Source organism: Polynucleobacter acidiphobus, from assembly GCF_003065385.1.
In the GTDB taxonomy this organism is placed as follows: Bacteria; Pseudomonadota; Gammaproteobacteria; order Burkholderiales; family Burkholderiaceae; genus Polynucleobacter; species Polynucleobacter acidiphobus.
Window position 1 is genome coordinate 693043 of the sequence record NZ_CP023277.1, and the last position, 25401, is coordinate 718443.

The window sequence follows — 25401 nt, forward strand, 5'->3', positions numbered from 1 at the left end:
CCTAGAGCTTTTCACAGCGGTATTGCTCCGAGCCGATGGTTAAGCGCGATTCGCTCTGAATCAATTGCGCAATCGATGCCTTGACATCGCCAACCTTGCAGCTTTCATCAAAATAGCTGACTAGCCCGAGACTGCCACAAAAGCGCAGCTGCCGATCGCCAATCATCATGGTCGATTGCTGCAAGACCATGACTACTTTTTTGCTGGGGTCATTCTCGGGAATGCAGTTCCAGGTGGTGTAGTCGGCTTGACCGCATGCCGAAAGTGAAAGAACTAGGGGTAGAAAGTAAAAAACGCGCATTTACAGGACAATAGAAATTACATTCGATCTATTGTATGAGTCAAACCTTATTGCCGCTGACCCTGTTCTATGATGGCGCCTGCCCACTGTGTCAGGCAGAGATTCTTTATCTGCAGACCCGCAATCAACAGCAATTACTTCAATTTGTCGATGTCAACAGCAGCGCATTCGACCCAGAGCGCGTTGGCGTTTCGTGCCAGGCTGCGCTTGATCAGATGGTTGGGCAAATTGAGGGGCAGGCCCCGATTCATGGCGTCCCTGTCTTTGCAGAGGCCTATCGGCGTGCCAATCTACCCATCTTAGCTTGGCTATTTTCAAGAAAATCTCTGAGACCCATTTTGAACCTAGGGTATCGGATCTTTGCAAAGAATCGTCATGCGATATCAGGTGCCATCGGACCCTTCGCATTAAAACTGGTCAAGCGGATGACTCAATCACCCCGGTGAAGTAGCGCAAGATTTTGTTGGCCGATTGAGCATTCGCGAGGCCCAGGAATAACCATGACGGCATCGCCTGCTTGAATTCGTCCTTCTTGCAGTACGCGAAGGTACCAACCGCTGCGAGCGCCTTGGATCATGGCCTTAGCTGCTGTTGCAAGACCGGTCTTCGCTGTGAACTTATAGCAGGGCTCGCGTAATTTCGTAACCGCGCATTCAATGGTACCAATGCGAAGGCGATCGCCAACGTAGACATCGTACTCACTAAGACCACTAATGGTTAGGTTCTCACCCAAGTAGCCATGCTCTAAATGAATGGATTGGCCTTTGGACTCAGAGAGTAGCGAGGACCAAAAGGGATAATGCTCTTGCGGATACATATAGAGGGCTTTTTCAGTCCCTCCATGCACTTGAGGATCGGCTTGCTCATCACCAACAATGCCGGTTGATATAACTTGAATCGTCCGGGGTTGAGTGATGGTGCTAATTGGAGTTTTGTTGATAGCTGATATGACCGTACGGAGGTCCTCTCCGTCACGAACCCACAAGGGTTTTGCCAGCCCAGCACTAATGGTTTCTAGACGAATTGCCATAACCCATTATGCCGAAGAAAGCCCCAAGCTCAAACTCGGGGCCATATGGATTCATTTACTTCTTCTCGGCGCGAATCGATTGATCGCACTCGCGAATACTGTGGTTATAGCGCTGATGGTGATTATTTTTATCCAGCGATGCTTTGCAATCGGCGATGGAGTAGCGTACGTTCGCTTGACTGTAATTTGACATAAAGACTCCTTTATTGATTTATTAAAAAAGGCCAGGAAAAGTCCTGCGAAAGAAATATAGAGCCCTGTTCGTGAAAATTCAAGGGCGATCGATTAAGATGAAACGATGAACTGGTTAAAGAGGCTTCCCTCAGCGCGTCGAGAGCCCCCTGGCTTTGAGTGGGTCATCTTGCGCCATACGCCGAAGCTAATGTTCTATGGCACCAGCGTATTTGTTATACCGCTTGCCATTTTGCAATACGGAATAGAGCCCAGCGGATCATCTAAGCTCTGGGAGCTTTACTTAATAGCGGGACTCATCTTCTTCTGGACGATGCTTTTCACTGCCGCTTTATGTGCTTTCATTGTGTATTTAATGAAAGGCCCGGCATTTGTTGCTGATGCGTACTACTTGGAAGATTCGGATTTACCAAAATGAAGGGTAGCGCAGGGGTCGGCGCGCTCGATGCTGGGGGTAATCCAAACAAAATCATAGAGTTTGGCTAGCTCCGCTAGTGCTTTAGGGTTATGTCGATCCTCTTCAACAAAACCAACGCTCACCCGTTTTTTGGAGGGGTCAAGAGATCTTAAAACTTGGGGAACTCCATAATCATTGCGAATATGGCCATTACCGGCAAACAGAATCGCGGGGGAATGGCGCATCATGATCTGCGCCATGGAGATATCTGTTAAGCGCTGTACCCGAAACATGGGTTCTAAATACTGGGCGGGAAGCTTGCCACAATGCCCGTCGATCAAATCCTTCTCAAGACTGCGTTTTGCCTCACCTGTCAAAGCACTTTTTTGGTAATCCGATTCCATTGCAGCTGGGATGGGCCCACCAGAGAAGATGGTTTTGGAAATTGAACGATCTAAATTAGAGCCATAGAGCGGGAATCCAGATACCCGAATCGCTTCAAATAGGGGTTGATAAAGCTTCCAAGGCCATGCCTTTGAGGAGAATCCTGCTTGCTCGAGAGACTGCAGAGTCGATCCAGTCCATCGGACCAATGGACCGTTGGGTAGATACTCAACAACCGCTACATATTTTTTGCTGGCAATTGCAGCAATCAATCGACCGCGTGCCTCGTGGTGATGGGGGTTATCGTGGAGCTCGCCAAGCAAAATATAGTTAGCGCTGATGAGCTCGGCAGTCAACTGATCTTGATTAATGGCGGTCTGACTACGAAGATCAATGATTGGACTTGCCGTCGTAGCAATACTCACCAAAAGAAGGCAGCAGCCTAAATAAATTTTCTTAATGGCATTCATTAAGAATATTTCTCGAGTGCAGCAAAAAAACGTTGCCCCATCGGCGATACAGGTTCATGCGGGACGCCGACTTTACCAGTAATGCGTTGGACCTCCTGCACCAGCTTACGACCAAAACCCATTAGCCGGTACATGGGTTGAACATAGATGTACTCAATATCACCGTTATTGGAATACCAGCAGTAAGCGATTGTGGTGTTTTGGTTCTTAATCCAAATCGTTTGCTGATCAACTTCGATTGAATAGTCCATGGGGTTGACTAATTGCATTATTTCCTAAATCGCTTGTAGAATGAATCTTGATATTTTATGTTTAGTTTTGAATTCTAGTATTGCAAGCCTATTTGTATTTCCTAGCATTTATGTACCGAATAATAAAAATCGACCCCGTCAAAGAGCTGGTCTACGTTGCAGACGAACCAAAAGGGAAATCCTTTGAGTTTTACTTCCCAAAGCTTAGTGACGCTGTTTTCATTGAGGAATACACCTTAAAAGTAATGAGTAGCGACGGTCGCTACAAAATTATCTCGCTGCTAGGCCGATAACGACCGGCATGCCGTTCTCCCGCGTTGAGCCAGGTCTTGATAATCAATTTATGCCCATCGAGGCCCAGTTGATCTTGGATAGCTATGAGCATTTTTTAGGTAAGTCTTGCATTGAATTAACTAGTTCAACGAATGCAGCGCAAGTGCTTTATGAAGCCCCTTTTGCGGTGGTAGCGCACGATACGCAAGCCGATCCAATCTTTGGCTACGCCAATCGCATAGCTCAGAATGTATTTGAAATGGCTTGGGCTGAAATCACATCGATTCCATCACGCCAATCGGCAGAGCCGGTCTTACAAGAAGAGCGCCAATCCTTATTGCAGCGCGTGCAACAGTTTGGTTTTATCGATGATTACTCCGGAATTCGGATATCCAAGACTGGCAAACGGTTTTGGATTCGTAATGCCACGGTCTGGAATTTAATCGACACGAATGGAGTACAGGTGGGTCAAGCCGCCCGATTTGATCACTGGGATTATTTGTCAGCCTAAAGATCGCGAAGCTCAGCGGCTTTATCTTGAATTGCCTGTTTGGTTTGATCGGTCATGCGCCCAAGATTGCGAACCTGCATGAGCATGCGCGGATTCTTGCTCATGGCGCTCTCATGACGAATCAGAAAATCCCAATACAGCGTGGTAAATGGACAGGCATTAGGACCAGTGGATTGATCGGGATTAAAGACGCATTGCTTGCAATAGTTACTCATACGATCAATGTATTTGCCGGTTGCAATATAAGGCTTGCTTGCCATTAAACCTCCATCCGCAAACTGGCTCATGCCAATGACATTGGGGAGCTCAACCCACTCAACGGCATCCACATACATACTCAGATACCACGCATGAATCTCCTTTGGCTTGACTCCAAGAAGTAGGGCGTAGAGACCGGTAACCATGAGTCGTTGAATATGGTGTGCATAGCCTGTACGCAAACTCTGGGTAATGGTTTGCGACAGACAATGCATTGGGGTATTGCCGTCCCAGAAGAATGCCGGTAGAGCTTGATTGGCGTTTAACGCATTGAGTTCAAGATACTTTGGCATGTTCATCCAATAGATGCCGCGGACATATTCGCGCCAGCCTAAGATTTGACGAATAAAGCCCTCCACTGCAGCAATCGGCGCGCGACCCTGATGATAGGCTTTCTCTGCAGCAGTTACTACTTCTTGAGCCGATAGCAACTTGAGATTTAGGGCGCTTGCGATATGCGAATGAAATAACCACGGCTCATCAGTCCACATCGCGTCTTGGTACAGGCCAAACTCTGGAAGACGATTTTGAATAAAGTCATTCAAGACACGCAGAGCCTGTTGCCGATCGACCGGCCAGCCAAAGCCAGAAGTGCTTGCGGCGATCGAACCCGGATGAGATGCAAAGCGACTCTCAACCAGTTTGATCACCTCTTGGGTAATGTGATCGGGCTTTAGGCGTAATGGTGGCGGGATGGGTGGGGGACCCTCTTTGCCAAAGGAGGAGCGGTTTTCGGAATCAAAGTTCCATTCGCCACCAGTAGGGGAGTCCCCATCCATGAGGACGCTATGCTTTTTGCGAAGCTCGCGATACCAATACTCCAATCGCAGTTGCTTACGACCTTTGGCATGTTCAAAAAACTCCCGAACGGTCGAGAAAAAATACCGATCCTCACGGATTTCTAGTTCAATGCCGGTTTGCAAGGATAGCTGCTTGATTTTCTCGAGAACACGCCAATCCCCAGGGGCAGTCATGATCAAACGGTTCGGTTTAGATTGACCAGTGACCCTTAAAAGCTCACCCTCAAGCATTTGGGTATTGCTAGGATCATCGAGCTTGCTGTAATGCAAGACAACTTTTTCTTGACGTAACGACTCTGCAAAATGCCGCATCGCACTAACAAATAATGCAATACGTTGCTTTGAAGACCAAATGTGGGTGGATTCTTCATCCACTTCTGCCATCCACACCGCATCTTGCTTAGGATCAAATCCATCAAACGCGCTCGCATCCCGATTGAGCTGGTCGCCAAGAACGAGGATTAGGTTTCGCATGACTTAGGAACCATAGACATTGAGGTGCGATTGATCATGAGATCAATTATCCTTGAAAGATTGATAACTTATTGTTAATGCCATGACGAGTATTGATTTCAGTAAAGATGCAGCCCAATTCTGGGATAAACGTTTTTCTCAGTCCGAGTATGTGTTTGGTAGAGAGCCAAATGCCTATTTAAAGATTCAGGCATCAAAGTATGTGAAGCCTGGTGCTAATGCCCTATGTGTCGCTGATGGTGAGGGGCGTAATAGTGTGTGGTTAGCAAAGCAGGGAATGACGGTGGAGGCCTTTGATATATCGCCGGTAGCGGTAGAAAAAGCAAAGGAGTTAGCAAAACACGAACAAGTATCGGTTGCCTTCAGTATTGCCAGTACCCATTCTTGGGAATGGAAACCCGAGCACTACGATTTGATCGCAGCTATTTTTATTCAGTTTGCAACCCCCAATATGCGCGTTGATCTATTTGCCCAAATGCGCGATTCCTTAAAACCCGGCGGATATTTAATCCTTCAAGGCTATACGCCCAAGCAATTGGATTACAAGACTGGTGGCCCACCGAGCATTGACCACCTTTACACCACTGAATTAATTCAGGACCTCTTAAGAGGGATGGAGATCTGCGATTGGCAAGAATACGAAGCGGAAATCCATGAGGGTGAGGGGCACCGTGGAATGTCCGCTCTCATGGGCGTCGTCGCTCGCAAACGCTAAGGTCTCACACGGTCAATTGCTGTTGGATATAGCGATCCAGATCTCCATGCCCTAGTGCGCCACTGACTCGATTCGTTTCTTTTCCACCCTTAAAGAATGCGAGGGTGGGGATAGATCGGATCCCAAACTGAGCAGCAATACCCTGTTCCTCCTCGGTATTGAGTTTCACAAACAAAACTTGATTGGTGTATTTTTTAGCAAGCTGATTGAAGGTGGGCGCAAACATTTTGCAAGGCCCACACCATGGTGCCCAGAAATCCACGATAACGGGTATCTGAGTTTGTTGAATTAGCTCCCCAAAGTCACCTGTATTCGCCTCGATCGGTGCGGAGAAGAGGTCGTGCTGGCAACTACCGCAAATCGGCTTGCTAGCCACTTTTTCAGGGGATAAGCGGTTTAATTTGTTACATGACGGGCATTGAATCAGCATTTAGTTTGCTCCCCAATCAGAAAGAATCAGCAAATTTTTCTAAAGAGTGCTAGGATTATTCCATGGTAAAGCAACTCCTATTGACTCTTTTGGTCGCCATTCTGCCCATTCAATCTTGGGCGGTGGTGGATATGAGTCTGCAAAAAGAGGCTTTACAGTTTGGCAGTACATCGATTTCCTCCCAAGGCATCCATCATCCTTGCCACCAAGAGGTGGTACTAAATTCCGATGATCAGGGCACTGAAAGCAAGCAGACCAGTTGTTATGCTTGCAGTTTATGTATGGCCTTTGGTGCTACCTTAATCACTAATCCTATTTTGCGCTTTGAATCACCAACGCAAAGTTTATTTACCGATCTTCAAAGATTTAGTAGTGAAGATCTTGTTTTAGGAATTAAGCCCCCGATTCTTTAACTCCCTAGGATAAGTCCGCCCAAATTTTGGGCACCTTTTACTTTGGAGAGTTAAATGAAATACCTTTTATTACTAATCGTTAGCCTGTTTTCCCTATCGGCTGCTGCAGCCTCAGAGTGGGTTAGGGCAGAAGTCGTTCGTGTGGATACCGCAAAACAGCGGATCGTTCTTAAGCATGAGCCGATTCCCAGTATCAAAATGCCGGCTATGACTATGCGCTTTGACGTGGTTAAAGAAGTGCCACTGGATTCGTATCGGCCTGGAGATCGTGTGCAATTTCAGTTTAAGGAAGCCGGTGGCAGTCTAGATGTCACCGCGCTGGAGAAGCTGAAATGAATCGACTCTCCCAACTCCTATTGCTTGGGATATCTGTGTTAGCTAGTCAGGTAAGTGCTGCCCCCATGGGGTTTAAGAACAGCTGGATGATCATGGGGGACTTCTCGAAGACCTACCAAGAGTTTGCTGTGAACTATGCAACTACAGCGAACGATGCATTTGGGTTCTCGACTAGCGCAATGCAGACCGATAACTCGGTATCGAAACAGCAAAATGCTGAGGCAGTCTATACCCGTAAGCTCGCGCGCTGGAATATGCCCGAAGCACAAGCCAATATTTGGTTTATTGGTGGGTTGGGCGCTACAACGGGTAACACCTTTGTGGGAACTAAGGCAATGGCCTCTCCAGGTATTCAGGTGGATTATGAAACCACTCGGTTTTATTCCATGGCATCGGCCCGAGTGTATGCCGCGGAGGGGGCAACTAGCAATATCACGACGGCACGATTGGGAGCGTCATTTTATGAAGTTGATTATGACGAGGCTCAACCTTGGCTGGTGATTGAGGCGAGGCGGATGACCTTTGTCTCTAAGCAGTATGAATTCACCCCGATGTTACGAGTGATTCATAACCGTTATTTCGTGGAAGCAGGTGCCAATTTATCAGGACAGTGGCGCTTTAACTTTATGTACAACTATTAGGAGAATCATGATGAAATCAATTTATTCCATTCTATTTATTGCACTCATGGGTTTGGGGTCTGCAGCACATGCCAGTATGAAGGTGACGGTAAACGGTATGGTGTGCTCCTTCTGTGCCCAAGGAATTGAGAAGAGCATTTCGAAGATGGGTGAAACTAAGGCAGTGTTTGTAGACCTCAAGAATAAGGTCGTCGTCATTGAGCCCAAAGAAGGAAAAACACTCAATGAGAAAGAAATTTCTGCCGAGATTAAAGATGCGGGCTACGATGTAGTGAAGATTGAGACCATTCCGCAGACCGTTGCGCAATTTAGAGCTCAGCAGAAAGAGAAGAAATGACCACCGATGGTTTACAGGAATCAAAATCGGGATTTATCAGCTCGGTCATTACCTTACTGGCAAGCTCCAGCACGCTCATCTGCTGCGCGATTCCTGCGCTACTGGTTAGCTTGGGTGCTGGGGCTGCGCTGGCCTCATTGGTTGCGGTTTTCCCTCAAATCGTTTGGATTAGTGAAAATAAAGAAGCTATCTTTGCGATCAGTGCTTTGCTAATGGTGCTCGGTGGAATTTTGCAGTGGCGGAATCGCAATGCACCTTGCCCAGTTAACCCAGCACTGCGCGACGCCTGTCTAAAAACCCGAAAAAATTCTTTGCGGATTTACTGGTTTAGCGTAATTCTGCTACTAATTGGGGCTTGGTTTGCATTCATCCAACCCTTGATCTAATCGATTGACCCAATTCGTTTGATTGATTTGGGTCAATTTTTGATAAAGACCAGCGCATCTTTGGAAAGGCCTACAAGGATTCGGTCTTTTTAGGGCCTGATCTTTGTTATCATCCAAGATGGTTTTATCGTAGGTCAGGCATTGATTGCCGGCTTGTGATGCGTGCTTTGATCACCCCAACAGTGACATTTGCTTTATGACCTTATTGACGATTATTTTATTGCCACTGCTTGTTGGAACAACCTTGGCTTTGTTGGCTGCTCGCTTTAGTCGAGTAGCCTCTGCTTGGGCCGTGGCAGGGGTCACAGCGACTAGTCTTGGACTGCTACTCAGTTATAGCAGTCGTATCTTTAGTGGTGAAAAGATCATCGCGAAGTACACCTGGCTTCCCGAGCTTGGTATTGATTTTGCCTTTCGTCTCGATGGACTTGCTTATTTATTTGCTCTTCTGATTCTGTGTATTGGCTTACTGATTATTTTGTATGCCAAATACTATTTATCCGATACCGATCCCATTGGTAAGTTTTATGCCTACCTCATGCTCTTTATGGCAGCGATGTTGGGGATTGTTCTAACTGAGAACATTTTGCTCACAATTGTTTTTTGGGAGCTCACCAGTATTTCATCATTCTTGTTGATTGGATATTGGAACTTTAAGTCTGAGTCTCGACGTGGGGCTCGCATGGCTTTAACAGTGACCGGTGGCGGAGGCTTAGCAATGCTTGCCGGTTTCTTATTGCTGGGGCATGTGGCTGGCACCTATGAGTTATCCGGGATCTTTGCCGCACGCGAGACCATTCAATCAAGCCCGCTTTACTTGCCGATCTTAATCTTAATTTTGTTGGGCGTATTTACAAAATCAGCACAATTCCCATTCCACTTTTGGTTACCGCAGGCTATGGCGGCCCCAACTCCTGTATCGGCCTATCTGCACTCGGCCACGATGGTGAAAGCAGGGGTTTTCATGTTGGCCCGTTTATATCCAGCCTTAGGTGGTACCTACGATTTTGAAATCATTGTTTCAGTGATTGGCTTAATCACGATGGCATTCGCTGCTTATGTGGCCATCTTTAAGCACGATTTAAAAGGACTCTTGGCGTATTCCACGATCAGCCATCTCGGACTGATTATCTTTTTGATTGGCTTAAGTTCGCCGCTCTCAGCTGCGGCAGCGGTCTTTCATATCATCAACCATGCGACCTTCAAGGCGTCGCTATTCATGGTAGCAGGCATCATTGACCACGAGTGCGGAACCCGCGATATGCGCCGTTTGCGAGGGCTCTATAAGTTCATGCCCTACACCGCAACGCTGGCGATGGTGGCTGCAGCCTCGATGGCGGGCATCCCATTATTTAATGGGTTCTTATCCAAAGAGATGTTCTTTACAGAGTCTTTGACCTTATCGCATCTTGGATGGTTTGGTGTGATCGCACCAGTGGTAGTAACCTTTGGGGGAATGTGTAGCGTTGCCTACTCCGCACGCTTTGTACACAACGTGTTCTTTAATGGCACAGCCAAAGATTTGCCTCATACTCCGCATGAGCCACCGCGCTTCATGAAGATCCCAGTTGAGTTATTAGTGGTGATTTGTATTGCTGTTGGCGTATTACCAGCGATTACCGTAGCGCCTCTCGTATTCCTGGCTGCTTACGACGTCTTTGGTGGCCCAATTCCTCCCTATACGATTGCAATTTGGCATGGATTTAATACACCGCTCATCATGAGCATCATTGCTGTATTCGGCGGAGTCGTGATGTTCTGGTTATTACAGCATCGCTTTAATTTGCATTTGCATGCACCCAAAGAGTTAAACGGCACGCGGATTTTTGTGCACTTTATTGAGTCCTTACTAGGCACTGCCCGTTGGATCACCCGGACCATCCAGAATGGCTCCTTGCAACGCTATCTTGCTGTCTTGATTGCTGCGGTTCTTCTAATTGGATTGTGGCCATTCATGCAATATGGCTACACCACGGGCGATGCTTCTCTGACCCCAGCTAATCCAGTAGCCATCGTGATTTGGGCCATTGCTGTCTTGGCTGCGATTGCAACTGCCGTGGTTCATCGTCACCGTTTAACGGCAGTGATCTTAGTTGGGGTGGTGGGGTTGGCAACCGCGCTGACTTTTGCGTATTTCTCGGCACCGGATTTGGCCCTAACGCAGTTATCGGTGGAAGTGGTAAGCACCGCGCTCATGCTAATGGCCTTAGCTTTGATTCCTCGTAATGGTCCTAAGGAGTCTAGCTCAAGCCGCAGAACCCGTGACATTGTTTTATCAATTCTGGCAGGCGCTGGGGTATCCGCTTTACTGTGGGCGGTATTAACTCGACCCCATGAATCAATTGCCTGGTATTACTTGGCACAAAGTGTGCCATTGGGCGGTGGTAGCAATGTGGTGAACGTAATCCTGGTCGACTTCCGGGGCTTTGATACCTTTGGTGAAATCATCGTTCTTGGGATTGCGGCAATTGGCGCATTGAGTCTGATGGATGGATTAAAAATCGAGCGTCAACTACTACCAGGTTCATTAAATTCCGTGATGCTCTCGGTTGCAGCCCGAACTCTCTTGCCCTTTGCGGTTCTGGTTAGTGTTTATATCTTCTTGCGTGGCCATAATCTGCCAGGTGGGGGATTCATTGCGGGATTGATTACATCGGTTGCTTTAGTGATGCAGTACATGGCCGGCGGACTAGTTGCAACATCTGCCAAGCTCAAAATGGATTTCCCCAAGCTGATTGGTAGTGGTGTGCTGATTGCCGGAATCACTGGACTCGGAAGCTTTATCTTTGGGGCAGGATTCTTGACGAGCACCTACGGTTACCCGGCCTTACCCCTCATTGGAAAAATTCCACTTGCGAGTGCGGCAGCTTTTGATCTAGGGGTCTATCTCACCGTCGTTGGGGCAACCTTGTTAACCATCTCTGCGCTCTCAGGCGCAAGCCAACGGGATTCCAACGCGAAAGGGATCGCCTAGATGGAACTTTTGCTTGCATCCGCCTTAGGCATTGTGACTGCGTGCGCGGTGTATCTGATGCTACGTGGACGAACCTTCTCCGTAGTTCTCGGCCTATCACTACTCGGTTATGCCATCAACCTCTTTATCTTTGCAATGGGTCGTCTCACCAGTGGTAAGCCTCCCGTGATTGATCAAGCCGTATCGTCTTATGCCGATCCGATTCCTCAAGCGCTTGTATTAACGGCCATTGTGATTGGTTTTGGAATGACTGGTTTTATTGTGGAATTAGCCTTACGGGCTCGGAATGACACTAAATCCGATCACGTGGATGGTGAGGAGCCGGGTAAAGGTTCAAGCTCAGAGTCAGATCAAGAGCCAAGTGCCAAGCATAAGGAAGAGCAGGGATCATGAGTCACCTTCTTGTGCTGCCGATTGTCTTGCCTGCGCTTACAGCGGCTCTATTACTTCTCATGGGGCGCCAACTCGCAATTAGTCGCGTGATTAGTTTTGTTGCTAGTGCATTATTGCTACTCATCGGAATCCAATTATTTCAGGATGCGAATAGCGGGGCGATTCAGACCTATGTATTGGGTGATTGGGCTGCACCGTTTGGCATCGTATTAGTTCTGGATCGTTTATCAGGATTAATGGTATTGCTGACCTCGATTGTGGCAATTGCTGCACTGTTTTATGCGATGCAGGGCTGGGACCAGCGTGGTAAGTACTTTCATGCTTTATTTCAGTTTCAATTGATGGGCATCAATGGGGCGTTCTTAACCGGCGACTTATTTAACCTATTCGTTTTCTTTGAAGTCTTATTAATCGCCTCCTATTGCTTATTAGTTTATGGATTTGGTGAGCGCCGTTTGCGGGCAGCGGTTCACTATGTGGTGATTAACCTGACTGGTTCTGCCTTATTCTTAATTGGGGTCAGCATTCTATATGGTCTGACTGGCACCTTAAATATGGCCCAGTTGGCAGAGCGGATTGCTAGTTCAGCCGCGGACGACATCGCCTTGATACGTTCAGCTAGTTTATTGCTAATCGCTGTCTTCGGAATTAAAGCAGCACTATTTCCTCTGTATTTCTGGCTTCCCAATGCCTACTCGAGTGCATCGGCACCGGTTGCTGCCTTGTTTGCCATCATGACCAAGATTGGTATCTATGCCATTTTCCGCTTTAACAGCTTGATATTTGGTGGCTCTGAGGGCGTGACGGCTGATATCACTAGCCCTTGGCTGATGCCTGTGGCTATGTTGACCCTGATACTTGGGGGATTGGGTGCATTGGCTGCAAAGCGTCTTTTAGAGCTAATTGCTTACTTAACGGTGGCATCCGTTGGAATGATCTTGATGGCCTATTCGATTGGCAATCAGGCTTCGTTCTCAGGGGCCTTGTTTTACATGGTCCACAGCACCTTAATTTCAGCGGCACTCTTTTTGCTAGCCGAGATGATCGGACAGGCGAGGGGATCGATCGAGGAAAAACTTCAAACGGGGCCGCTCATGAAGCAGGGGGTTGCCTTGGGAATCGCCGTTCTAATTGCTGGGGCAATTGCGATTGGTCTACCTCTGTCATCTGGCTTCTTGGCAAAGCTAATGATCTTACAAAGCGCAACATTAAATCCACACATGCCATTGATTTGGACCCTCATCTTGCTAGCAAGTTTTATTGGCTTAATTGGTTTATCTCGGGCCGGAAGCACCTTGTTCTGGAAAACATCCCATGTATATGCCGCTGATGCGCATTCCCCAAGTTTTGGTCAGTGGTTGCCGATTCTTTTCTTACTCGGTGCAAGTTTATTGATGGTGGTTTATGCGGCCCCCTTAAAGCAAATAACCGATCAAACCGCTGCACAAATGAAAGCGCCACAACGCTATATTGAAGCGGTGGTTGGCCAAACTGCAGATCGTGCACCGCGGGCCTTGCCACGGGAGTTGAGACCATGAAGCGTTGGTTGCCGCACCCAGTTCTATCGATCCTGCTTTTTATTGCATGGCTACTTTTATCTGCTGATTTCTCTTTAGCGCATATTGTGTTGGCGGCCATCTTGGCGTGGGCTATTCCTTATGTATGCCGGTCATTTTTAGCGGGTTTGCCTCCCGTTAAAAGTCCTTGGGCAGCATTGCGGCTTCTTTTTGTGGTTACCTACGATATTGTGGTGGCGAATGTGGTGGTTGCTCGGCTGATATTGGGGTCTCCCAAAAAACTCAGACCGCTGTTTGTGGAAATGCCAATCACATTGACCCAGCCCATGTCGATTTCATTATTGGCCAGCATTATTACCATGACCCCCGGGACGGTATCTGCTGAGCTCACGGATGATAATCGCGTATTAATCATCCACGCCCTCGATTGTGCTGACCCAAGTGCCCTAATTGCCGAAATTCAGAATCGATACGAAAAACCTCTCATGGAGATTTTTGGATGCTAGATCTTTCTATCAAAATCACCTTAGTCGCAATTGCGCTCTCAATGGGCATTACGGTGTATCGCTTAATTAAGGGGCCCGATGCGCCGGATCGTATTTTGGCTTTAGATACCTTGTATGTCACTGCGGTAGCACTTTTAATTGTGCTCGGTATTTATGATGGTAGCCCCATCTATTTTGAAGCCGCATTATTAATTGCCTTGATGGGTTTCGTGGGCACGGTTGCGCTATCGCGCTATTTGGCTCGTGGCGATGTGATGGACTAAATCGGGGATATGCCATGCTTGAACTAATCACCTCTGTCTTATTGCTCATCGGCGCCTTCTTTATTTTCGTTGGCTCTTTGGGATTATTACGTTTGCCCGATTTCTTTATGCGCTTGCATGCGCCCACCAAAGCATCAACCCTGGGAGTGGGTGGAGTTCTGCTTGCATCCATGGCCTATGCCCTAAAAGACGGTCTGCTTATTCACGAGTTGATCATCACCTTGTTTGTATTTCTGACTGCCCCTGTAAGCGCTCATCTCCTGGCACAGGCTGCATTACGCCTGCGCCTCTACTCGAAAGCAAAGCTACCAGATTAATAATCGAATTAATTGGCAGACCGTGGCGGAATCCGTCGCCACAGATAGATCACCCAGATACTACAGAGTAGGTAGAGTCCCAAAAAGAATGCGGGCGGTAAATCCCAGTAGAGCAGTTGATTAAGTTGGTAAGCCCAGAAAGACTCTGGGGCGTTTATTTCTCGAAGCCAGGATTCCAAAACGGTTAAAGGACAGGTGATGGCAAACACTGCCTCAATCGCAACAAAGAGCATGAGACCCGCATGAATCTGCCTAAAGCGACGATTACGAATCCAGGACCAAGAACAAATAAATCCAAGCGGAATGAGCAGTAAGCCCAGCGTAATAAAGAGGGCGATACCAAAGTGAAGGGCCAAGACAAGATCTGCAATGAGTGCCATACGTAATTTTAGGATCAAAAAACCTTCGTCATCGATTCGATATAGAATGAACTGATACCGATTTGACTTAATTCACTAGGAGTCTTCTATTATGAAATCATTCTTACAGTTTTTTATTGGATTAGGGGTGCTTATTGCTACCAGTGTATTTGCTGCCGGTCAGCCAATTACAGCGACACAGCTAGCTGAAATTGAGAAGCAAGGTAAGTCAGCGGTGATCTCCGTCCATGCGGATTGGTGCTCCACATGCAAAACGCAAGACAAAATCTTGTCAGAGTTCATGAAAAATCCAGAGTATAAAAATGTTACTTTTTATCAGCTTGAATACGATACTCAGAAAGATCTTTTAAAAACGCTCAAGGTGCGCTCGCAAAGCACAATTATTGTTTTCAAGAATGGTAAAGAAGTTGCACGCGCGACAGGGGATACAAAAGAGTCAGCACTTGCGAAGTTAACGAAGCAGGCGATTTGATGGATTTTGGGATTGGGTCATTCCTCTTTGCATTTCTAGCGGGCGTTTTATCGACTCTATCCCCTTGTGTTTTACCTCTAATTCCCATCATTATTGGGGCAGCCACTAATCAGCATCGACTGGGACCACTTGCGTTGGCAGGCGGCCTGACATTGTCGTTTGCTGTGATTGGTACGGCCTTGGCTAGTCTTGGGTCTTCGATTGGGATTGCTCAGGATGGATTTCGCTTGTTTGCAGCAATCATCATGGGTCTGATTGGTATTGTCTTGATTTCTACACACTTACAAGAGCGTTTTGCGGTTGCCATGTCGGGTATTAGTGGCGCGGGCAACACCTTGTTATCCAAAGTGAGTATTGATGGCTTATTTGGCCAGCTTCTGATTGGTATCTTGCTTGGCTTGGTCTGGACTCCCTGCGTAGGGCCCACCCTCGGGGCAGCCATTACCCTGGCTAGTCAAGGTAAGGATCTTGAGAAAATCGTATTTGTTATGCTGGTCTTTGGTCTAGGAGCGGGCTTACCACTGGCATTGCTCGGTGTTTTATCGAGAAATGCTCTGATGACAGCCAAGGGAAAGCTTGGTCACGCAGGTAAGTTTGGTAAACAATTTCTAGGGGGATTTTTGATCCTCATTAGTGCGTTGGTTTTAACTGGATTAGATAAGCCTGTAGAAGCCTTCCTTCTAAAGCATTCACCCGCGTGGCTTACAGACTTAACCACGATGTTCTAAATCCAGATTTATGGATGTTGATTTTGTGATGAGTAATAAAACGATTCGCCATTGCTTGGGTTTAATCGTGCTTTCTTGGACTGGGCTGGCCTCAGCTGCTTCGATTTCAGTTGAGATTCGTCAAACTGGGGGCGGATTTGATATTCAGGGGAGCTATATGTCACCCCTAACCCAATGTCAGGCCTATGTGTTGTTAACTGATTTTTCCTCCGACGAGCCATCCGAGGGAATTAAATCCTCAAAAATTACTCGTTTGTCAGATCAGACTATTCGGGTAGAGCAAAAGGTGGAGGATCGATTTCTATTCTTCACCACGAAATTTGAATCCATCATTGATTACACCGAGTATCCAATGCGCGGTATGGATCTCCAACAGGTCAAAGGCTACTTCAAAGAATATCGTGGTAGTTGGCGCTTAATCCCTAAAGAGGGTGGTACCTTATTTACCTATCAAGCGTTTATCCTGCCCGAATCATCAATCCCGATGTTTCTGATTGAGCATTTCATGAACAATCGAGTCCAGCAACGCTTTGAGAAAATGGCCAATCGTGCCAACCGAAAAAAAGACTTCATACCTGAGCGCTGCCAATGAAAAAAATCCTAGTGCTATTTGTAAAAGACTGGGATCAGCTCGCGATTCAAACCTATCAAGAGAGTAGTCGATACCAGTTCTATTTTGAAGGCTTTGATTTATTCCAGTTCCCGCAAAATGCTCGATTACTTCATTTTCAGGTCCTTGAGTACATTGGTCATCTGGAACGAAAGTACCGCAAAATTGGACTTGATGGCATTGTCAGCAATCACGAGCAGTACGGCGCTTTAATTGCCGCGGTTCTAGCGGAGCGCTTGGGCCTGCCTGGGAATGATCCACGAGCGATCATCGCCTGCCAGCACAAGTATTACAGCCGTATGATTCAAGAAAAGGTTGTTCCGGAAGCGGTCCCGCGCTACGCCCCAATTGCATTTCCTCTAAAAAAGGATCAAATCATCGATTTGCCGTACCCATTTTTTGTGAAGCCGATTAAAGCAACGTATTCAGTTTTAGCAAAAGCCATTCAGCAGCGATCGGAATTGGTTGATCTTCTCCATTTTGGCTATTTTGAGGAATGGATTATTCGTCGTCTTGTAAAACCCTTTGCCGATATCATGCCTCTCTATAGTGACCATACTGTTGATCCCAGCGGAATGCTTGCCGAAGAAATCATGATTGGGGATCAAATCAATATTGATGGCTATTGCCATCAGGGCCAAGTATTTTTTCTGGGAACAATTGATGAAGTGATGTATCCCGGCACTAACGCCTTCATGCGTTTTGAATATCCATCGCAGTTATCGCCATCGATTCAAGAGCGCGCCAAGACTATCACTAAAAAAGTACTTGAAGCCATTCATTATCAGCATGGATTTTTTAATATTGAATTCATTTACAACAAGAGTAATGATCAACTTAATATCATTGAAATTAATCCTCGGATGGCATCTCAGCTGGTTAATTTATACCAGCGGGTAGATGGCTATAACCCATACGACATTCTTTTTGAACTCGCAGTTGGAGAAGAGCCAAAAGTAAGGCAAGAACCGTCGCAATTTCAATCGGCTGCCAGCTTTATTTTTCGGAAGTTTCATGAGCCCGCAGCCCAAAGTATTCCGACGTCAGACCAGATCCAACAAGCTCTCGTACCTTACCCGGATGCCAATCTGATGCTCTACTTCAAAAAGGGATCGCAATTAAAGCGGGAGTTGAAATGGCTAGGAAGTTATCGGTATGCCGTCCTCAATCTTGGCGGAATCAATCGAAGTGATCTTTTTGAGCGATGTCGGTCAATTTCCCATAGACTGCAGTTTGATTATCCATTTGAAGCAAACATTACATGACGCAATCCGTGATTCCTGATTACTTGCGATACACCCCATATCCTAGTCAAGCAACGCTGCTGACTTGGCTTGGGGATTCAAATTCCTTGACCAGGCATATCCTGCAAAATCTGCAAGCCGGGCAAGAATCGGTTCCAGAGCAGGAGATTCTAAATCCTCCTCATTGGGAGTTCGGCCATATCAGCTGGTTTCATGAGTTTTGGGTTCATCGACGCGGATTAGAGACCAATCAATCCCGGCTTTCCAACGCGGATGGATTGTTTAATTCATCACTGGTATCGCATCGTTCGCGCTGGGGACTTCGGATTCCTGATCTCGATACACTTTTTACCTATAACCAAGCAACATTTGAGCGCACCGCTGATCTATTGGGGCGACCTTTAGACAATGAACAGCTGTACTTCATTACGCTATCGATTTTTCATCAGGATATGCATAATGAGGCTTTTGCCTATATGTGGCAAACCCTTGGCTATCCTCAACCCTTCATGCCAAACCATCAAAGTATGAACCCCCAAATTCCAGAGCGTGATCTGGAGTTTTCTGGCCAAACCCGACAATTTGGATCCCAGTTAGGTGAAGGCTTTGTATTTGACAACGAAAAGTGGGCCCACCCAATTCAACTCAAGCCTTTTTCAATCGCATCCCATCCGGTGACAAATGGCGAATATCTGGAGTTTTTACAATCTCAATCCAATCAGTTGGAGACTTGGATCCCCCGCTACTGGAAGCAGGATGCTGGTCAATGGTATGAACGCTATTTTGATCAATGGCAAATTTTGCAAGAAAATATGCCTGTGCGACATGTTCGGCATGATCAGGCTCAGAGTTATTGTGAGTGGCGCCATCGACGACTACCTACGGAGCATGAACTGACGGTTTTGTATTCTAGCGGGGCGAATACCTATCAATCCTCAGGGCTATGGGAATGGAGCAGTAGCGTTTTTCAACCGTTCCCAGGCTTTACTGAAGACCCATACCGAGATTATTCGAGGCCATGGTTTGATGGTCGTCATCAAGTCTTGAAGGGTTGGAGTACTTATACGCCAGAGCGTCTGCGCCGTGCGGCGTTTCGTAATTTTTATCAGCCCCAGCGCGCAGACATGTTTTGTGGATTTCGTACCTGTTTAATCGAGTGATATGACATTGGCAATCAAAAGCAAAATTTTCCAAGAAATTGTTGATGGCTTACAAGCGAATCCGGCTTCAATTTCCCCAAAGTTTTTTTATGATGAATTGGGTTCCAGTCTTTTTCAGGCGATTACCCACCTTGAGGAGTATTACCCAACCCGTGTAGAGCGGGGGATCATGCATTCCAAGCTTGCCGAGATTACAAAAGCGATTGCTGCAGTTGATGTCATTGTGGAGCTAGGGGCCGGTAATTGCGAAAAGGTTAGGCCGCTATTGGATAGCATTGTGCCTAAACAATATCGAGCCTTAGATATTTCAGTGGATTTTTTAGAGGCTGCCTTAGCTGATTTACATCAAGATTATCCAGCGATCGATATGCAGGCCATCGCCACGGACATTACAGAAGAACTCTTATTTACAGATTTACAAGATCAGAAAATACTATTCTTTTATCCTGGTTCATCGATTGGGAACTTTGATCCCCCCGAGGCCTCCCGTTTGTTCTCAAATCTGGCCAGGGAGTGTCATGGAAGCGGCGGTTTGCTGATTGGGGTTGATTTAATCAAGGACATTCACGTATTAGAGCGAGCTTACAACGATTCCCTGGGCGTAACCGCAGCATTTAATTTGAACGTGCTACGACAACTTAATCACGTGATCGGAAGTAATTTTTCTATTCCGGATTGGGAGCATTATGCCTTCTTTAATCAAACCCGCGATCGCATTGAAATGCATCTTCGAGCCAAATCGGATCAGTTGGTAAGTTGGCCTGGTGGACATCGTCAGTTTTATGCTGGAGAAATGATTCATACTGAAAATAGCTATAAATACCCTAATGCTACGTTTCTAAAAATGCTCCAGGAGGCTGGTTTTACTGAAGTGACAGCTTGGACTGATCCAGAGTCTAATTTCTTAGTCTGTTTTGCTGGATTTAAGTAAGCGAGTCACGAGTTTTTGTATAGAAGACCGTTCATGGCCGGGTTGGACAAGCTTTTGTAATTTCTTCACTTGATCTTGAAGTTTCTTGTAGAACAATTGATCGGTTTCTGCGCGATGCAGAAGTTTGGCAAGGGCTTTTTCACTGCCAACCGGAAAATATCCCAAATAATCTTTCCCAAGCAGCCCACAATTGCCTGCTATCTTTGAGGCAAGGACTGGAACATCTGCGGTAATTGCCTCAGAAACTACATGAGCACCACCTTCCATGCGACTGGAGATAACCATGATGTGACTGCGCGCCAGGGTTCTTAGTGTCGTCTGATGACTCACCTTGCCTTGCCAGGTATAGCAACCATATTGTTTGGTGGCTTGCAACGCGATTTTTTCCATCTCCCCACTCATGGCCATCCCCAAGTGTTGAATAGTGATTTGACTATCGCTATGTAAGTGGGGTAGTGCGCGTACGATACAAAAGGGATCTTTCTCAGGGCGAAGATGCCCAATCACACATATCCTGAATTGATCCTTAGGCTTCTGCTGTTTAGGTATCCGAGGTACCGACTGATGAATAACCGTTACCTTATGATGCCATTTTGCGGGAATGATTCGTAATGCCTCTGTTTGTAAAACTACCAATGCATTTGCTAATACCATCGATTCATGAACTTCAGGGTGGTTTGCCATATCCCGGTACAGATCGGTGCCTGTCAGAATCAGAATTAAAGGACGATTAGGGTGTGCTAACTTAAATGCATCAATTGATGCATGGCTTCGGTAGGCATGTAAGGCAATCAAGAGATCGGCATCTTTTCCAGACCAGGATTCGGTGATGGGGACTTGATAGCCAAGTTGTCTTAAAAAACCTTGCCATCGTTTGGCGGTCATACGATTACCGTGAAGGCTCCCGGGAGGAGCAGGGGTAACGATTTCGATACGGTGCATATTCAAGACCTATTCTTTGAAATGCGATTCAGAAAAACAAGCCCCAATACAGGACCCGGCAATAATAACCATGTGATGTAGTGATTCATAAGTGGTAAGACTAGGGTGCTGATTTGAATGGAGATCATCGTAATGGTGAAGCCAATCGCATTTTGAATCGTCAATGCAGTACCGACGATTTCGGGAGGGCAGGCTTGAGCTGATAGGGCCGAGAACTGTGGTGAGTCAGCGACGACACTCATGCCCCAAATAAGCCAAAACAGAATTTGTGCCCATAGTGGTAGCCCAGTAATCCATGGATACAGCAGACAACAGAGACCGGACAGTGCCAGGGCAGTTGAGGCAACCTTTATGCCACCCACCGATTTGCTAAGCTGCCCTCCAAGGAAACAGCCAAGTGCCCCAACACCGATCACCGAAAATGCCAACCCAGACAAATCTAAGGGGTTTTGAATGGGATATGTACTGGCAATCAGAAATGGCACCAGTGCCCAGAAGGCATAAAGCTCCCACATATGACCAAAATAGCCCAATGCAGATCGACGATATTCGGGGATTGCAAAGAGCTGACGAAAGCCGCTTAGCTTCACCCGCGAGGCGGTACCTAATTTCAGGTGGGGACCATCGCCAAGCCAAAAAATAATTGCCATCGCAATGACGGCTAGGAAGGAGGAGAACAGAATTACCTCTTGCCAAGGCCAATCCACACCGAAGAAGCGTGTGGCATGTGGGATGGCCGTTCCCAGTGTTAGCATGCCGACCAGTTGAGCAATGCGTGATGATGCCTTCTGGGGATCCCAGGTCATGATCAGTTTCATGCCAATGGGGTATATGCCTGCTAAACAAATCCCAACCAAGAAGCGCAGCATCGATCCCATCCAGATGCTATCGGCCCAGATAGCAAATGCAGTATTAAATAGTGCACCGAGCAGGGCGCAGGCAGCAAAAAGATGGCTGGGCTTAAACCGATCTGCGATGCCGCTTAAAGCAAATACCAAGGTGCCTGCTACAAAACCTAATTGCACGGCATTGGTCAAAACACCAATGCCCGCAAGATTAATATCCCATGAATCAATCAAATTATCGGCTACTCCATTGATGGAGAACCATAAAGAAGTGCCCATCAGCTCGGCAATCACAATCAATAGCGAGGCTAAATTGGGGCTAATCGATCGAGCGGGTTTTGTAATATTCAATTGAGGTGAAAAATTAGGGGTAGCCGAAGCTACCCCTATTATGGTACTGCCTAAGGTCGGGTATTAGTCAAACCGATCTGCATTCATCACTTTGACCCAGGCCGCGATGAAGTCATTGACAAATTTTGTCTGGTTATCATCTTGGGCATAAACCTCAGCATAGGCGCGCAGTATGGAGTTGGATCCAAATACAAGATCTACTCGGGTTGCGGTCCAGCGCTTTTTACCTGAAGCACGCTCGACAATATCGTAGCTATTCTTGCCAGTGGGTTGCCACGCGTAGTTCATATCGGTGAGATTGACAAAGAAATCGTTTGTGAGAACGCCTTCTCGATCCGTAAACACACCATGCTTACTGCCACCATAATTAGTGCCCAGTACACGCATGCCACCAATTAATACGGTCATTTCATTGGCGGTTAAGCGCATGAGTTGAGTACGGTCGAGCAACAGTTCTTCAGGCGTGACCACGTAGTCTTGCTTTAACCAATTTCGATAGCCATCGGCTAAGGGTTCTAGCACTTCAAACGATTCAATATCCGTCATTTCCTGGGTAGCATCCCCACGACCAGGTTTGAAGGGGACGACTACAGTGTGGCCGGCTGCTTTGGCAGCTTCTTCAATTCCCACGTTACCAGCAAGTACGATGACATCGGCTACGCTTATGCCAGCTTCCTTAGCAATCGCTTCATAGACAGCAAGAACTTTGGCTAGACGCTGCGGCTCATTACCAACCCAATCTTTCTGGGGTAACAAACGAATCCGTGCACCATTAGCACCACCACGCTTATCCGAACCTCGGTATGTGCGTGCACTATCCCATGCGGTTGCAATCATCTCGCTATTGCTTAGACCAGCTGCCTTGATTTTGGCTTTGACCGAGTTCACGTCATAGTCTTTACGTCCGGCTGGTATAGGATCTTGCCAAATCAGCTCCTCTTTCGGTACATCAGGACCAAAATAACGTGCCTTGGGGCCCATATCACGATGCGTTAATTTGAACCATGCACGAGCAAAGGTCTCTGAGAAGTAGGTAGGATCTTTGTAAAAACGCTCAGAGATCTTGCGGTACTCAGGATCAACTTTCATGGCCATATCGGCATCGGTCATGATGGGATTGCAGCGAATGGATGGATCTTCCACATCCACCGGCTTATCCTCTTCCTTGATGTTAACTGGCTCATACTGCCATGCACCCGCAGGACTCTTTTTGAGCTCCCAGTCGTAGTTCAATAACAAATGGAAGTAGCCGTTATCCCATTGTGTGGGATGTGTGGTCCAGGCACCTTCGATGCCGCTAGTGACGGTATCGCGACCAATGCCACGTGTTTTGTGATTCATCCAGCCAAATCCTTGCTCCTCAATCGGAGCGCCCTCGGGCGCAGGACCTAAGTTGGCAGCATTCCCATTCCCGTGGGCCTTACCAACAGTATGTCCACCAGCAGTAAGCGCCACTGTTTCTTCATCGTTCATTGCCATGCGTGCAAACGTAACGCGCACATCGTTGGCTGTTTTTAATGGATCTGGCTTGCCATCCACACCTTCTGGATTGACATAAATGAGACCCATCATCACCGCAGCCAATGGGTTGGCTAAATCGCGCTCACCCGAGTAACGACTACCCTCGCCACCACTCTTTTGTAGCCACTCCTTTTCAGAGCCCCAGAAGATATCCTGTTCTGGGTGCCAGATGTCTTCCCGGCCAAACGAGAAGCCAAAGGTTTTGAGACCCATGGACTCATAGGCCATATTGCCGGCCAAGATCATGAGATCAGCCCAGCTCACGGCGTTGCCATATTTCTTTTTGATGGGCCATAAGAGACGACGTGCTTTATCAAGATTGGCATTATCTGGCCATGAATTAATTGGGGCGAATCGTTGGTTACCAGTTCCAGCACCGCCACGACCATCGGCAATTCGGTAGCTTCCTGCAGAGTGCCAAGCCATGCGGATCATTAAGCCGCCATAGTGACCCCAATCGGCGGGCCACCATGCTTGACTATCGGTCATCAAGGCCTTCATATCCTTTTTTAAAGCCTCGACGTCTAGAGTTTTGAGTGCATCTCGGTAATTAAATGACGGGCCCATAGGATTGGTCTTGCTATCGTGCTGATGCAAGATATCGAGGTTCAGTGCCTTAGGCCACCAAACCATTGGGCCATCGCTGGCCTGCGTATTGGCGCCATGCATGACAGGGCATTGGCCGGAGGGTGTTTGATTGGGTTTCATATTGATATCCTTTCGAGTGGTGGATTAAGCGGTGTAAGCTAAGTTTGCTAATAGCTTAATTAAAGTGTTGTGTGCAGATGACAGTGAGATGGCTGCTGTTTTCATGTTTCCTCCATTTGATGTGGTGTGTCCAATGTAATGGTAGGAAATTAATCTGTAAAACAAATTAATTTGATAAATATAATCGTTTAAATCGATTAAAGAATCATCACCAATCGAAGGTGATTAGTTTAGTGTAACCAGGCTTGAGGCAGTCAGTTACTCCAAGCTTGCATCCGCGTAGAGGGGCAAATTCCGAGTCAGCATGCTGCGGATACAAAATTCACTAATTTCTTCATTATCTTGATTACCAAGCTTTAATTCATAGCCCGGGAAGGGATGCTGCTCAAGCTGGTATTGCTCTTCTAGGGTGTCGAGCATTTCTTCAATCTGGTCTTTTAAGCTTGGAGGCAATTCCGGACAGCGATTGAGAGCGCGTAAGGAAATAGTGGTTTGCTCGGCAAGCACTGAACAATGCGTTCTAGAAAGTTCCATGACTTTTGCAAGTGCGCCCATGAGTAAAACAGTATGCTGGGTATTCATCATCGTATCCTTATTGATAATCATTCTCATTTATAGTATCATACGAATACATACAAAGGAATGCAAGGATGATTGAAAAAAATAATATTCAGCCAAAGGATCGGGCAATTTTGGCCATGAGCCTACTGACGATTACTGGAAGCATTCTTTTATGGATTGCAATCTAGAGTGAATGGATCTTCTATGACTCGAGAGGAAGAAACATTAAAACCATCGGCGCCGATATCAAAAAATAATATGTGGGTATACCGCAGCGAAGTGCTGTTTGGTTCGAAAAGCGCGATTCAGATTAATCATCATGGTGTGATTTACACCTTACGAGTTACCCAATTAGGTAAATTGATCTTAACCAAGTGAT

General features: G+C 46.9%; 35 protein-coding genes. 23 read left to right on the top strand and 12 right to left on the bottom strand.

Features of this window, described 5'->3' with window-relative positions; genetic code table 11:
* Nucleotide 1: 1 nt before the first annotated feature.
* Complete coding sequence (locus AOC32_RS03710) at nucleotides 2-301, bottom strand: hypothetical protein (RefSeq protein ID WP_108508197.1); 300 nt, start codon at nucleotides 299-301, stop codon at nucleotides 2-4.
* Between the two features lie 35 nt (nucleotides 302-336).
* On the opposite strand from AOC32_RS03710, the gene AOC32_RS03715 reads away from it, so the two are divergent.
* Nucleotides 337-747 carry a thiol-disulfide oxidoreductase DCC family protein gene (locus AOC32_RS03715; protein ID WP_108508198.1) on the top strand — a complete coding sequence of 137 codons (411 nt, stop codon included), beginning with the start codon at nucleotides 337-339 and terminating at the stop codon, nucleotides 745-747.
* Here AOC32_RS03715 and AOC32_RS03720 read toward each other — a convergent pair.
* Both AOC32_RS03720 and AOC32_RS09735 read right to left on the bottom strand, forming a co-directional pair.
* Nucleotides 732-1331 (bottom strand): MOSC domain-containing protein, encoded by a 600-nt coding sequence (locus AOC32_RS03720; RefSeq protein WP_108508199.1) that lies wholly within the window; start codon nucleotides 1329-1331, stop codon nucleotides 732-734. The genes AOC32_RS03715 and AOC32_RS03720 overlap by 16 nt on opposite strands.
* A gap of 55 nt (nucleotides 1332-1386) precedes the next feature.
* Nucleotides 1387-1524 carry a hypothetical protein gene (locus tag AOC32_RS09735; RefSeq protein WP_159074886.1) on the bottom strand — a complete coding sequence of 46 codons (138 nt, stop codon included), beginning with the start codon at nucleotides 1522-1524 and terminating at the stop codon, nucleotides 1387-1389.
* Nucleotides 1525-1629: 105 nt separating this feature from the next.
* Between AOC32_RS09735 and AOC32_RS03725 the strand changes: the two genes are divergently transcribed.
* Nucleotides 1630-1941, top strand: coding sequence for a hypothetical protein (locus AOC32_RS03725; RefSeq protein WP_108508200.1), 312 nt, complete (start codon nucleotides 1630-1632; stop codon nucleotides 1939-1941).
* On the opposite strand, the gene AOC32_RS03730 is transcribed toward AOC32_RS03725, so the two are convergent.
* Nucleotides 1911-2774 carry a ChaN family lipoprotein gene (locus tag AOC32_RS03730; RefSeq protein WP_108508201.1) on the bottom strand — a complete coding sequence of 288 codons (864 nt, stop codon included), beginning with the start codon at nucleotides 2772-2774 and terminating at the stop codon, nucleotides 1911-1913. The genes AOC32_RS03725 and AOC32_RS03730 overlap by 31 nt on opposite strands.
* Entirely contained in the window at nucleotides 2774-3043 is a 270-nt protein-coding gene (locus AOC32_RS03735) for a GNAT family N-acetyltransferase (RefSeq protein ID WP_108508202.1), read from the bottom strand. Before AOC32_RS03735 ends, AOC32_RS03730 begins: the two co-directional genes overlap by 1 nt.
* Before the next feature lie 92 nt (nucleotides 3044-3135).
* Between AOC32_RS03735 and AOC32_RS03740 the strand changes: the two genes are divergently transcribed.
* Nucleotides 3136-3318: a hypothetical protein gene (locus tag AOC32_RS03740; protein WP_159074887.1), complete on the top strand. Its 183-nt coding sequence runs from the start codon at nucleotides 3136-3138 to the stop codon at nucleotides 3316-3318.
* An 8-nt stretch (nucleotides 3319-3326) separates the two neighbouring features.
* Nucleotides 3327-3809 carry an MEKHLA domain-containing protein gene (locus tag AOC32_RS03745; RefSeq protein WP_108508204.1) on the top strand — a complete coding sequence of 161 codons (483 nt, stop codon included), beginning with the start codon at nucleotides 3327-3329 and terminating at the stop codon, nucleotides 3807-3809.
* Here AOC32_RS03745 and AOC32_RS03750 read toward each other — a convergent pair.
* Nucleotides 3806-5341 (bottom strand): cryptochrome/photolyase family protein, encoded by a 1536-nt coding sequence (locus tag AOC32_RS03750; RefSeq protein WP_108508205.1) that lies wholly within the window; start codon nucleotides 5339-5341, stop codon nucleotides 3806-3808. The two genes, AOC32_RS03745 and AOC32_RS03750, sit on opposite strands and share 4 nt — an antisense overlap.
* 82 nt (nucleotides 5342-5423) lie before the next feature.
* On the opposite strand from AOC32_RS03750, the gene AOC32_RS03755 reads away from it, so the two are divergent.
* Nucleotides 5424-6056, top strand: a complete 633-nt coding sequence (locus AOC32_RS03755) for a class I SAM-dependent methyltransferase (protein WP_108508206.1) — start codon at nucleotides 5424-5426, stop codon at nucleotides 6054-6056.
* A 4-nt stretch (nucleotides 6057-6060) separates the two neighbouring features.
* On the opposite strand, the gene trxC is transcribed toward AOC32_RS03755, so the two are convergent.
* The gene (trxC, locus tag AOC32_RS03760; RefSeq protein ID WP_108508207.1) at nucleotides 6061-6486 is read right to left on the bottom strand and encodes a thioredoxin TrxC; all 426 of its coding nucleotides are present in this window, start codon (nucleotides 6484-6486) and stop codon (nucleotides 6061-6063) included.
* A 62-nt stretch (nucleotides 6487-6548) separates the two neighbouring features.
* On the opposite strand from trxC, the gene AOC32_RS03765 reads away from it, so the two are divergent.
* The 11 genes from AOC32_RS03765 (at nucleotide 6549) to AOC32_RS03815 (ending at nucleotide 14569) form a co-directional block, all read left to right on the top strand.
* On the top strand, nucleotides 6549-6899 hold the full coding sequence (locus tag AOC32_RS03765) for a hypothetical protein (RefSeq protein WP_108508208.1): 351 nt from the start codon (nucleotides 6549-6551) through the stop codon (nucleotides 6897-6899).
* Nucleotides 6900-6953: 54 nt separating this feature from the next.
* Entirely contained in the window at nucleotides 6954-7235 is a 282-nt protein-coding gene (locus tag AOC32_RS03770) for a copper-binding protein (RefSeq protein WP_108508209.1), read from the top strand.
* Entirely contained in the window at nucleotides 7232-7876 is a 645-nt protein-coding gene (locus tag AOC32_RS03775; protein WP_108508210.1) for a hypothetical protein, read from the top strand. The genes AOC32_RS03770 and AOC32_RS03775 overlap by 4 nt, the downstream gene beginning before the upstream one ends.
* Before the next feature lie 7 nt (nucleotides 7877-7883).
* The gene (locus tag AOC32_RS03780; RefSeq protein WP_234409799.1) at nucleotides 7884-8213 is read left to right on the top strand and encodes a heavy-metal-associated domain-containing protein; all 330 of its coding nucleotides are present in this window, start codon (nucleotides 7884-7886) and stop codon (nucleotides 8211-8213) included.
* On the top strand, nucleotides 8210-8599 hold the full coding sequence (locus AOC32_RS03785; protein WP_108508212.1) for a hypothetical protein: 390 nt from the start codon (nucleotides 8210-8212) through the stop codon (nucleotides 8597-8599). Before AOC32_RS03780 ends, AOC32_RS03785 begins: the two co-directional genes overlap by 4 nt.
* A gap of 196 nt (nucleotides 8600-8795) precedes the next feature.
* On the top strand, nucleotides 8796-11573 hold the full coding sequence (locus tag AOC32_RS03790) for a monovalent cation/H+ antiporter subunit A (RefSeq protein ID WP_108508213.1): 2778 nt from the start codon (nucleotides 8796-8798) through the stop codon (nucleotides 11571-11573).
* On the top strand, nucleotides 11574-11966 hold the full coding sequence (locus AOC32_RS03795) for a Na+/H+ antiporter subunit C (protein ID WP_108508214.1): 393 nt from the start codon (nucleotides 11574-11576) through the stop codon (nucleotides 11964-11966).
* The gene (locus tag AOC32_RS03800) at nucleotides 11963-13504 is read left to right on the top strand and encodes a monovalent cation/H+ antiporter subunit D (protein ID WP_108508215.1); all 1542 of its coding nucleotides are present in this window, start codon (nucleotides 11963-11965) and stop codon (nucleotides 13502-13504) included. Before AOC32_RS03795 ends, AOC32_RS03800 begins: the two co-directional genes overlap by 4 nt.
* Nucleotides 13501-13989, top strand: coding sequence for a Na+/H+ antiporter subunit E (locus tag AOC32_RS03805; protein WP_108508216.1), 489 nt, complete (start codon nucleotides 13501-13503; stop codon nucleotides 13987-13989). The genes AOC32_RS03800 and AOC32_RS03805 overlap by 4 nt, the downstream gene beginning before the upstream one ends.
* The gene (locus AOC32_RS03810) at nucleotides 13983-14252 is read left to right on the top strand and encodes a K+/H+ antiporter subunit F (RefSeq protein ID WP_108508217.1); all 270 of its coding nucleotides are present in this window, start codon (nucleotides 13983-13985) and stop codon (nucleotides 14250-14252) included. Before AOC32_RS03805 ends, AOC32_RS03810 begins: the two co-directional genes overlap by 7 nt.
* A gap of 14 nt (nucleotides 14253-14266) precedes the next feature.
* Complete coding sequence (locus AOC32_RS03815) at nucleotides 14267-14569, top strand: Na+/H+ antiporter subunit G (RefSeq protein WP_108508218.1); 303 nt, start codon at nucleotides 14267-14269, stop codon at nucleotides 14567-14569.
* 8 nt (nucleotides 14570-14577) lie between these two features.
* Here AOC32_RS03815 and AOC32_RS03820 read toward each other — a convergent pair whose 3' ends face one another.
* Nucleotides 14578-14949, bottom strand: a complete 372-nt coding sequence (locus AOC32_RS03820; protein WP_108508219.1) for a DUF2784 domain-containing protein — start codon at nucleotides 14947-14949, stop codon at nucleotides 14578-14580.
* Nucleotides 14950-15040: 91 nt separating this feature from the next.
* On the opposite strand from AOC32_RS03820, the gene AOC32_RS03825 reads away from it, so the two are divergent.
* Genes AOC32_RS03825 through egtD form a run of 6 tightly spaced genes read left to right on the top strand, consistent with a single transcriptional unit; the run spans nucleotide 15041 to nucleotide 20094 of the window.
* Nucleotides 15041-15421 carry a thioredoxin family protein gene (locus AOC32_RS03825; RefSeq protein WP_108508220.1) on the top strand — a complete coding sequence of 127 codons (381 nt, stop codon included), beginning with the start codon at nucleotides 15041-15043 and terminating at the stop codon, nucleotides 15419-15421.
* Nucleotides 15421-16149, top strand: a complete 729-nt coding sequence (locus tag AOC32_RS03830; RefSeq protein ID WP_108508221.1) for a cytochrome c biogenesis CcdA family protein — start codon at nucleotides 15421-15423, stop codon at nucleotides 16147-16149. The genes AOC32_RS03825 and AOC32_RS03830 overlap by 1 nt, the downstream gene beginning before the upstream one ends.
* A gap of 10 nt (nucleotides 16150-16159) precedes the next feature.
* A complete protein-coding gene (locus tag AOC32_RS03835) occupies nucleotides 16160-16741 on the top strand; it encodes an SRPBCC family protein (RefSeq protein ID WP_108508222.1) in 582 nt (193 codons plus the stop codon).
* The gene (locus AOC32_RS03840) at nucleotides 16738-18024 is read left to right on the top strand and encodes an ATP-grasp domain-containing protein (protein ID WP_108508223.1); all 1287 of its coding nucleotides are present in this window, start codon (nucleotides 16738-16740) and stop codon (nucleotides 18022-18024) included. Before AOC32_RS03835 ends, AOC32_RS03840 begins: the two co-directional genes overlap by 4 nt.
* A complete protein-coding gene (locus AOC32_RS03845; protein WP_108508224.1) occupies nucleotides 18021-19163 on the top strand; it encodes an SUMF1/EgtB/PvdO family nonheme iron enzyme in 1143 nt (380 codons plus the stop codon). The genes AOC32_RS03840 and AOC32_RS03845 overlap by 4 nt, the downstream gene beginning before the upstream one ends.
* Nucleotide 19164: 1 nt before the next feature.
* A complete protein-coding gene (gene egtD, locus AOC32_RS03850) occupies nucleotides 19165-20094 on the top strand; it encodes an L-histidine N(alpha)-methyltransferase (protein ID WP_108508225.1) in 930 nt (309 codons plus the stop codon).
* Here the strand turns inward: egtD and senB are convergent.
* From senB to AOC32_RS03870, 4 genes are all read right to left on the bottom strand, one after another.
* Nucleotides 20068-20979: a selenoneine biosynthesis selenosugar synthase SenB gene (gene senB, locus AOC32_RS03855; RefSeq protein WP_234409800.1), complete on the bottom strand. Its 912-nt coding sequence runs from the start codon at nucleotides 20977-20979 to the stop codon at nucleotides 20068-20070. The two genes, egtD and senB, sit on opposite strands and share 27 nt — an antisense overlap.
* 59 nt (nucleotides 20980-21038) lie before the next feature.
* The gene (locus tag AOC32_RS03860; protein ID WP_234409801.1) at nucleotides 21039-22232 is read right to left on the bottom strand and encodes an MFS transporter; all 1194 of its coding nucleotides are present in this window, start codon (nucleotides 22230-22232) and stop codon (nucleotides 21039-21041) included.
* Nucleotides 22233-22295: 63 nt separating this feature from the next.
* The gene (gene katG / locus AOC32_RS03865) at nucleotides 22296-24461 is read right to left on the bottom strand and encodes a catalase/peroxidase HPI (protein WP_108508227.1); all 2166 of its coding nucleotides are present in this window, start codon (nucleotides 24459-24461) and stop codon (nucleotides 22296-22298) included.
* A gap of 258 nt (nucleotides 24462-24719) precedes the next feature.
* Nucleotides 24720-25073, bottom strand: coding sequence for a hypothetical protein (locus AOC32_RS03870; RefSeq protein ID WP_159074888.1), 354 nt, complete (start codon nucleotides 25071-25073; stop codon nucleotides 24720-24722).
* A gap of 207 nt (nucleotides 25074-25280) precedes the next feature.
* Between AOC32_RS03870 and hemP the strand changes: the two genes are divergently transcribed.
* Entirely contained in the window at nucleotides 25281-25400 is a 120-nt protein-coding gene (gene hemP / locus AOC32_RS09845) for a hemin uptake protein HemP (protein ID WP_407675548.1), read from the top strand.
* Nucleotide 25401 lies beyond the last annotated feature (1 nt).

Excerpts from the sequence above, each read along its gene's own strand:
- AOC32_RS03800 (WP_108508215.1), top strand. The coding sequence starts at position 11,963 with ATGAGTCACCTTCTTGTGCTGCCGATTGTCTTGCCTGCGCTTACAGCG.
- AOC32_RS03835 (WP_108508222.1), top strand. The coding sequence starts at position 16,160 with ATGGATGTTGATTTTGTGATGAGTAATAAAACGATTCGCCATTGCTTG.
- AOC32_RS03775 (WP_108508210.1), top strand. The coding sequence starts at position 7,232 with ATGAATCGACTCTCCCAACTCCTATTGCTTGGGATATCTGTGTTAGCT.
- AOC32_RS03845 (WP_108508224.1), top strand. The coding sequence starts at position 18,021 with ATGACGCAATCCGTGATTCCTGATTACTTGCGATACACCCCATATCCT.
- AOC32_RS03825 (WP_108508220.1), top strand. The coding sequence starts at position 15,041 with ATGAAATCATTCTTACAGTTTTTTATTGGATTAGGGGTGCTTATTGCT.
- AOC32_RS03785 (WP_108508212.1), top strand. The coding sequence starts at position 8,210 with ATGACCACCGATGGTTTACAGGAATCAAAATCGGGATTTATCAGCTCG.
- AOC32_RS03730 (WP_108508201.1), bottom strand. The coding sequence starts at position 2,774 with ATGAATGCCATTAAGAAAATTTATTTAGGCTGCTGCCTTCTTTTGGTG.
- AOC32_RS03770 (WP_108508209.1), top strand. The coding sequence starts at position 6,954 with ATGAAATACCTTTTATTACTAATCGTTAGCCTGTTTTCCCTATCGGCT.
- katG (WP_108508227.1), bottom strand. The coding sequence starts at position 24,461 with ATGAAACCCAATCAAACACCCTCCGGCCAATGCCCTGTCATGCATGGC.
- AOC32_RS03765 (WP_108508208.1), top strand. The coding sequence starts at position 6,549 with ATGGTAAAGCAACTCCTATTGACTCTTTTGGTCGCCATTCTGCCCATT.
- AOC32_RS09735 (WP_159074886.1), bottom strand. The coding sequence starts at position 1,524 with ATGTCAAATTACAGTCAAGCGAACGTACGCTACTCCATCGCCGATTGC.
- AOC32_RS03720 (WP_108508199.1), bottom strand. The coding sequence starts at position 1,331 with ATGGCAATTCGTCTAGAAACCATTAGTGCTGGGCTGGCAAAACCCTTG.
- AOC32_RS03870 (WP_159074888.1), bottom strand. The coding sequence starts at position 25,073 with ATGAGAATGATTATCAATAAGGATACGATGATGAATACCCAGCATACT.
- AOC32_RS03830 (WP_108508221.1), top strand. The coding sequence starts at position 15,421 with ATGGATTTTGGGATTGGGTCATTCCTCTTTGCATTTCTAGCGGGCGTT.
- egtD (WP_108508225.1), top strand. The coding sequence starts at position 19,165 with ATGACATTGGCAATCAAAAGCAAAATTTTCCAAGAAATTGTTGATGGC.
- AOC32_RS03815 (WP_108508218.1), top strand. The coding sequence starts at position 14,267 with ATGCTTGAACTAATCACCTCTGTCTTATTGCTCATCGGCGCCTTCTTT.
- AOC32_RS03710 (WP_108508197.1), bottom strand. The coding sequence starts at position 301 with ATGCGCGTTTTTTACTTTCTACCCCTAGTTCTTTCACTTTCGGCATGC.
- AOC32_RS03820 (WP_108508219.1), bottom strand. The coding sequence starts at position 14,949 with ATGGCACTCATTGCAGATCTTGTCTTGGCCCTTCACTTTGGTATCGCC.
- hemP (WP_407675548.1), top strand. The coding sequence starts at position 25,281 with ATGTGGGTATACCGCAGCGAAGTGCTGTTTGGTTCGAAAAGCGCGATT.
- AOC32_RS03755 (WP_108508206.1), top strand. The coding sequence starts at position 5,424 with ATGACGAGTATTGATTTCAGTAAAGATGCAGCCCAATTCTGGGATAAA.
- AOC32_RS03740 (WP_159074887.1), top strand. The coding sequence starts at position 3,136 with ATGTACCGAATAATAAAAATCGACCCCGTCAAAGAGCTGGTCTACGTT.
- AOC32_RS03795 (WP_108508214.1), top strand. The coding sequence starts at position 11,574 with ATGGAACTTTTGCTTGCATCCGCCTTAGGCATTGTGACTGCGTGCGCG.
- AOC32_RS03840 (WP_108508223.1), top strand. The coding sequence starts at position 16,738 with ATGAAAAAAATCCTAGTGCTATTTGTAAAAGACTGGGATCAGCTCGCG.
- AOC32_RS03715 (WP_108508198.1), top strand. The coding sequence starts at position 337 with ATGAGTCAAACCTTATTGCCGCTGACCCTGTTCTATGATGGCGCCTGC.
- senB (WP_234409800.1), bottom strand. The coding sequence starts at position 20,979 with ATGACCGCCAAACGATGGCAAGGTTTTTTAAGACAACTTGGCTATCAA.
- AOC32_RS03745 (WP_108508204.1), top strand. The coding sequence starts at position 3,327 with ATGCCGTTCTCCCGCGTTGAGCCAGGTCTTGATAATCAATTTATGCCC.
- AOC32_RS03805 (WP_108508216.1), top strand. The coding sequence starts at position 13,501 with ATGAAGCGTTGGTTGCCGCACCCAGTTCTATCGATCCTGCTTTTTATT.
- AOC32_RS03735 (WP_108508202.1), bottom strand. The coding sequence starts at position 3,043 with ATGCAATTAGTCAACCCCATGGACTATTCAATCGAAGTTGATCAGCAA.
- AOC32_RS03750 (WP_108508205.1), bottom strand. The coding sequence starts at position 5,341 with ATGCGAAACCTAATCCTCGTTCTTGGCGACCAGCTCAATCGGGATGCG.
- AOC32_RS03780 (WP_234409799.1), top strand. The coding sequence starts at position 7,884 with ATGATGAAATCAATTTATTCCATTCTATTTATTGCACTCATGGGTTTG.
- trxC (WP_108508207.1), bottom strand. The coding sequence starts at position 6,486 with ATGCTGATTCAATGCCCGTCATGTAACAAATTAAACCGCTTATCCCCT.
- AOC32_RS03790 (WP_108508213.1), top strand. The coding sequence starts at position 8,796 with ATGACCTTATTGACGATTATTTTATTGCCACTGCTTGTTGGAACAACC.
- AOC32_RS03810 (WP_108508217.1), top strand. The coding sequence starts at position 13,983 with ATGCTAGATCTTTCTATCAAAATCACCTTAGTCGCAATTGCGCTCTCA.
- AOC32_RS03725 (WP_108508200.1), top strand. The coding sequence starts at position 1,630 with ATGAACTGGTTAAAGAGGCTTCCCTCAGCGCGTCGAGAGCCCCCTGGC.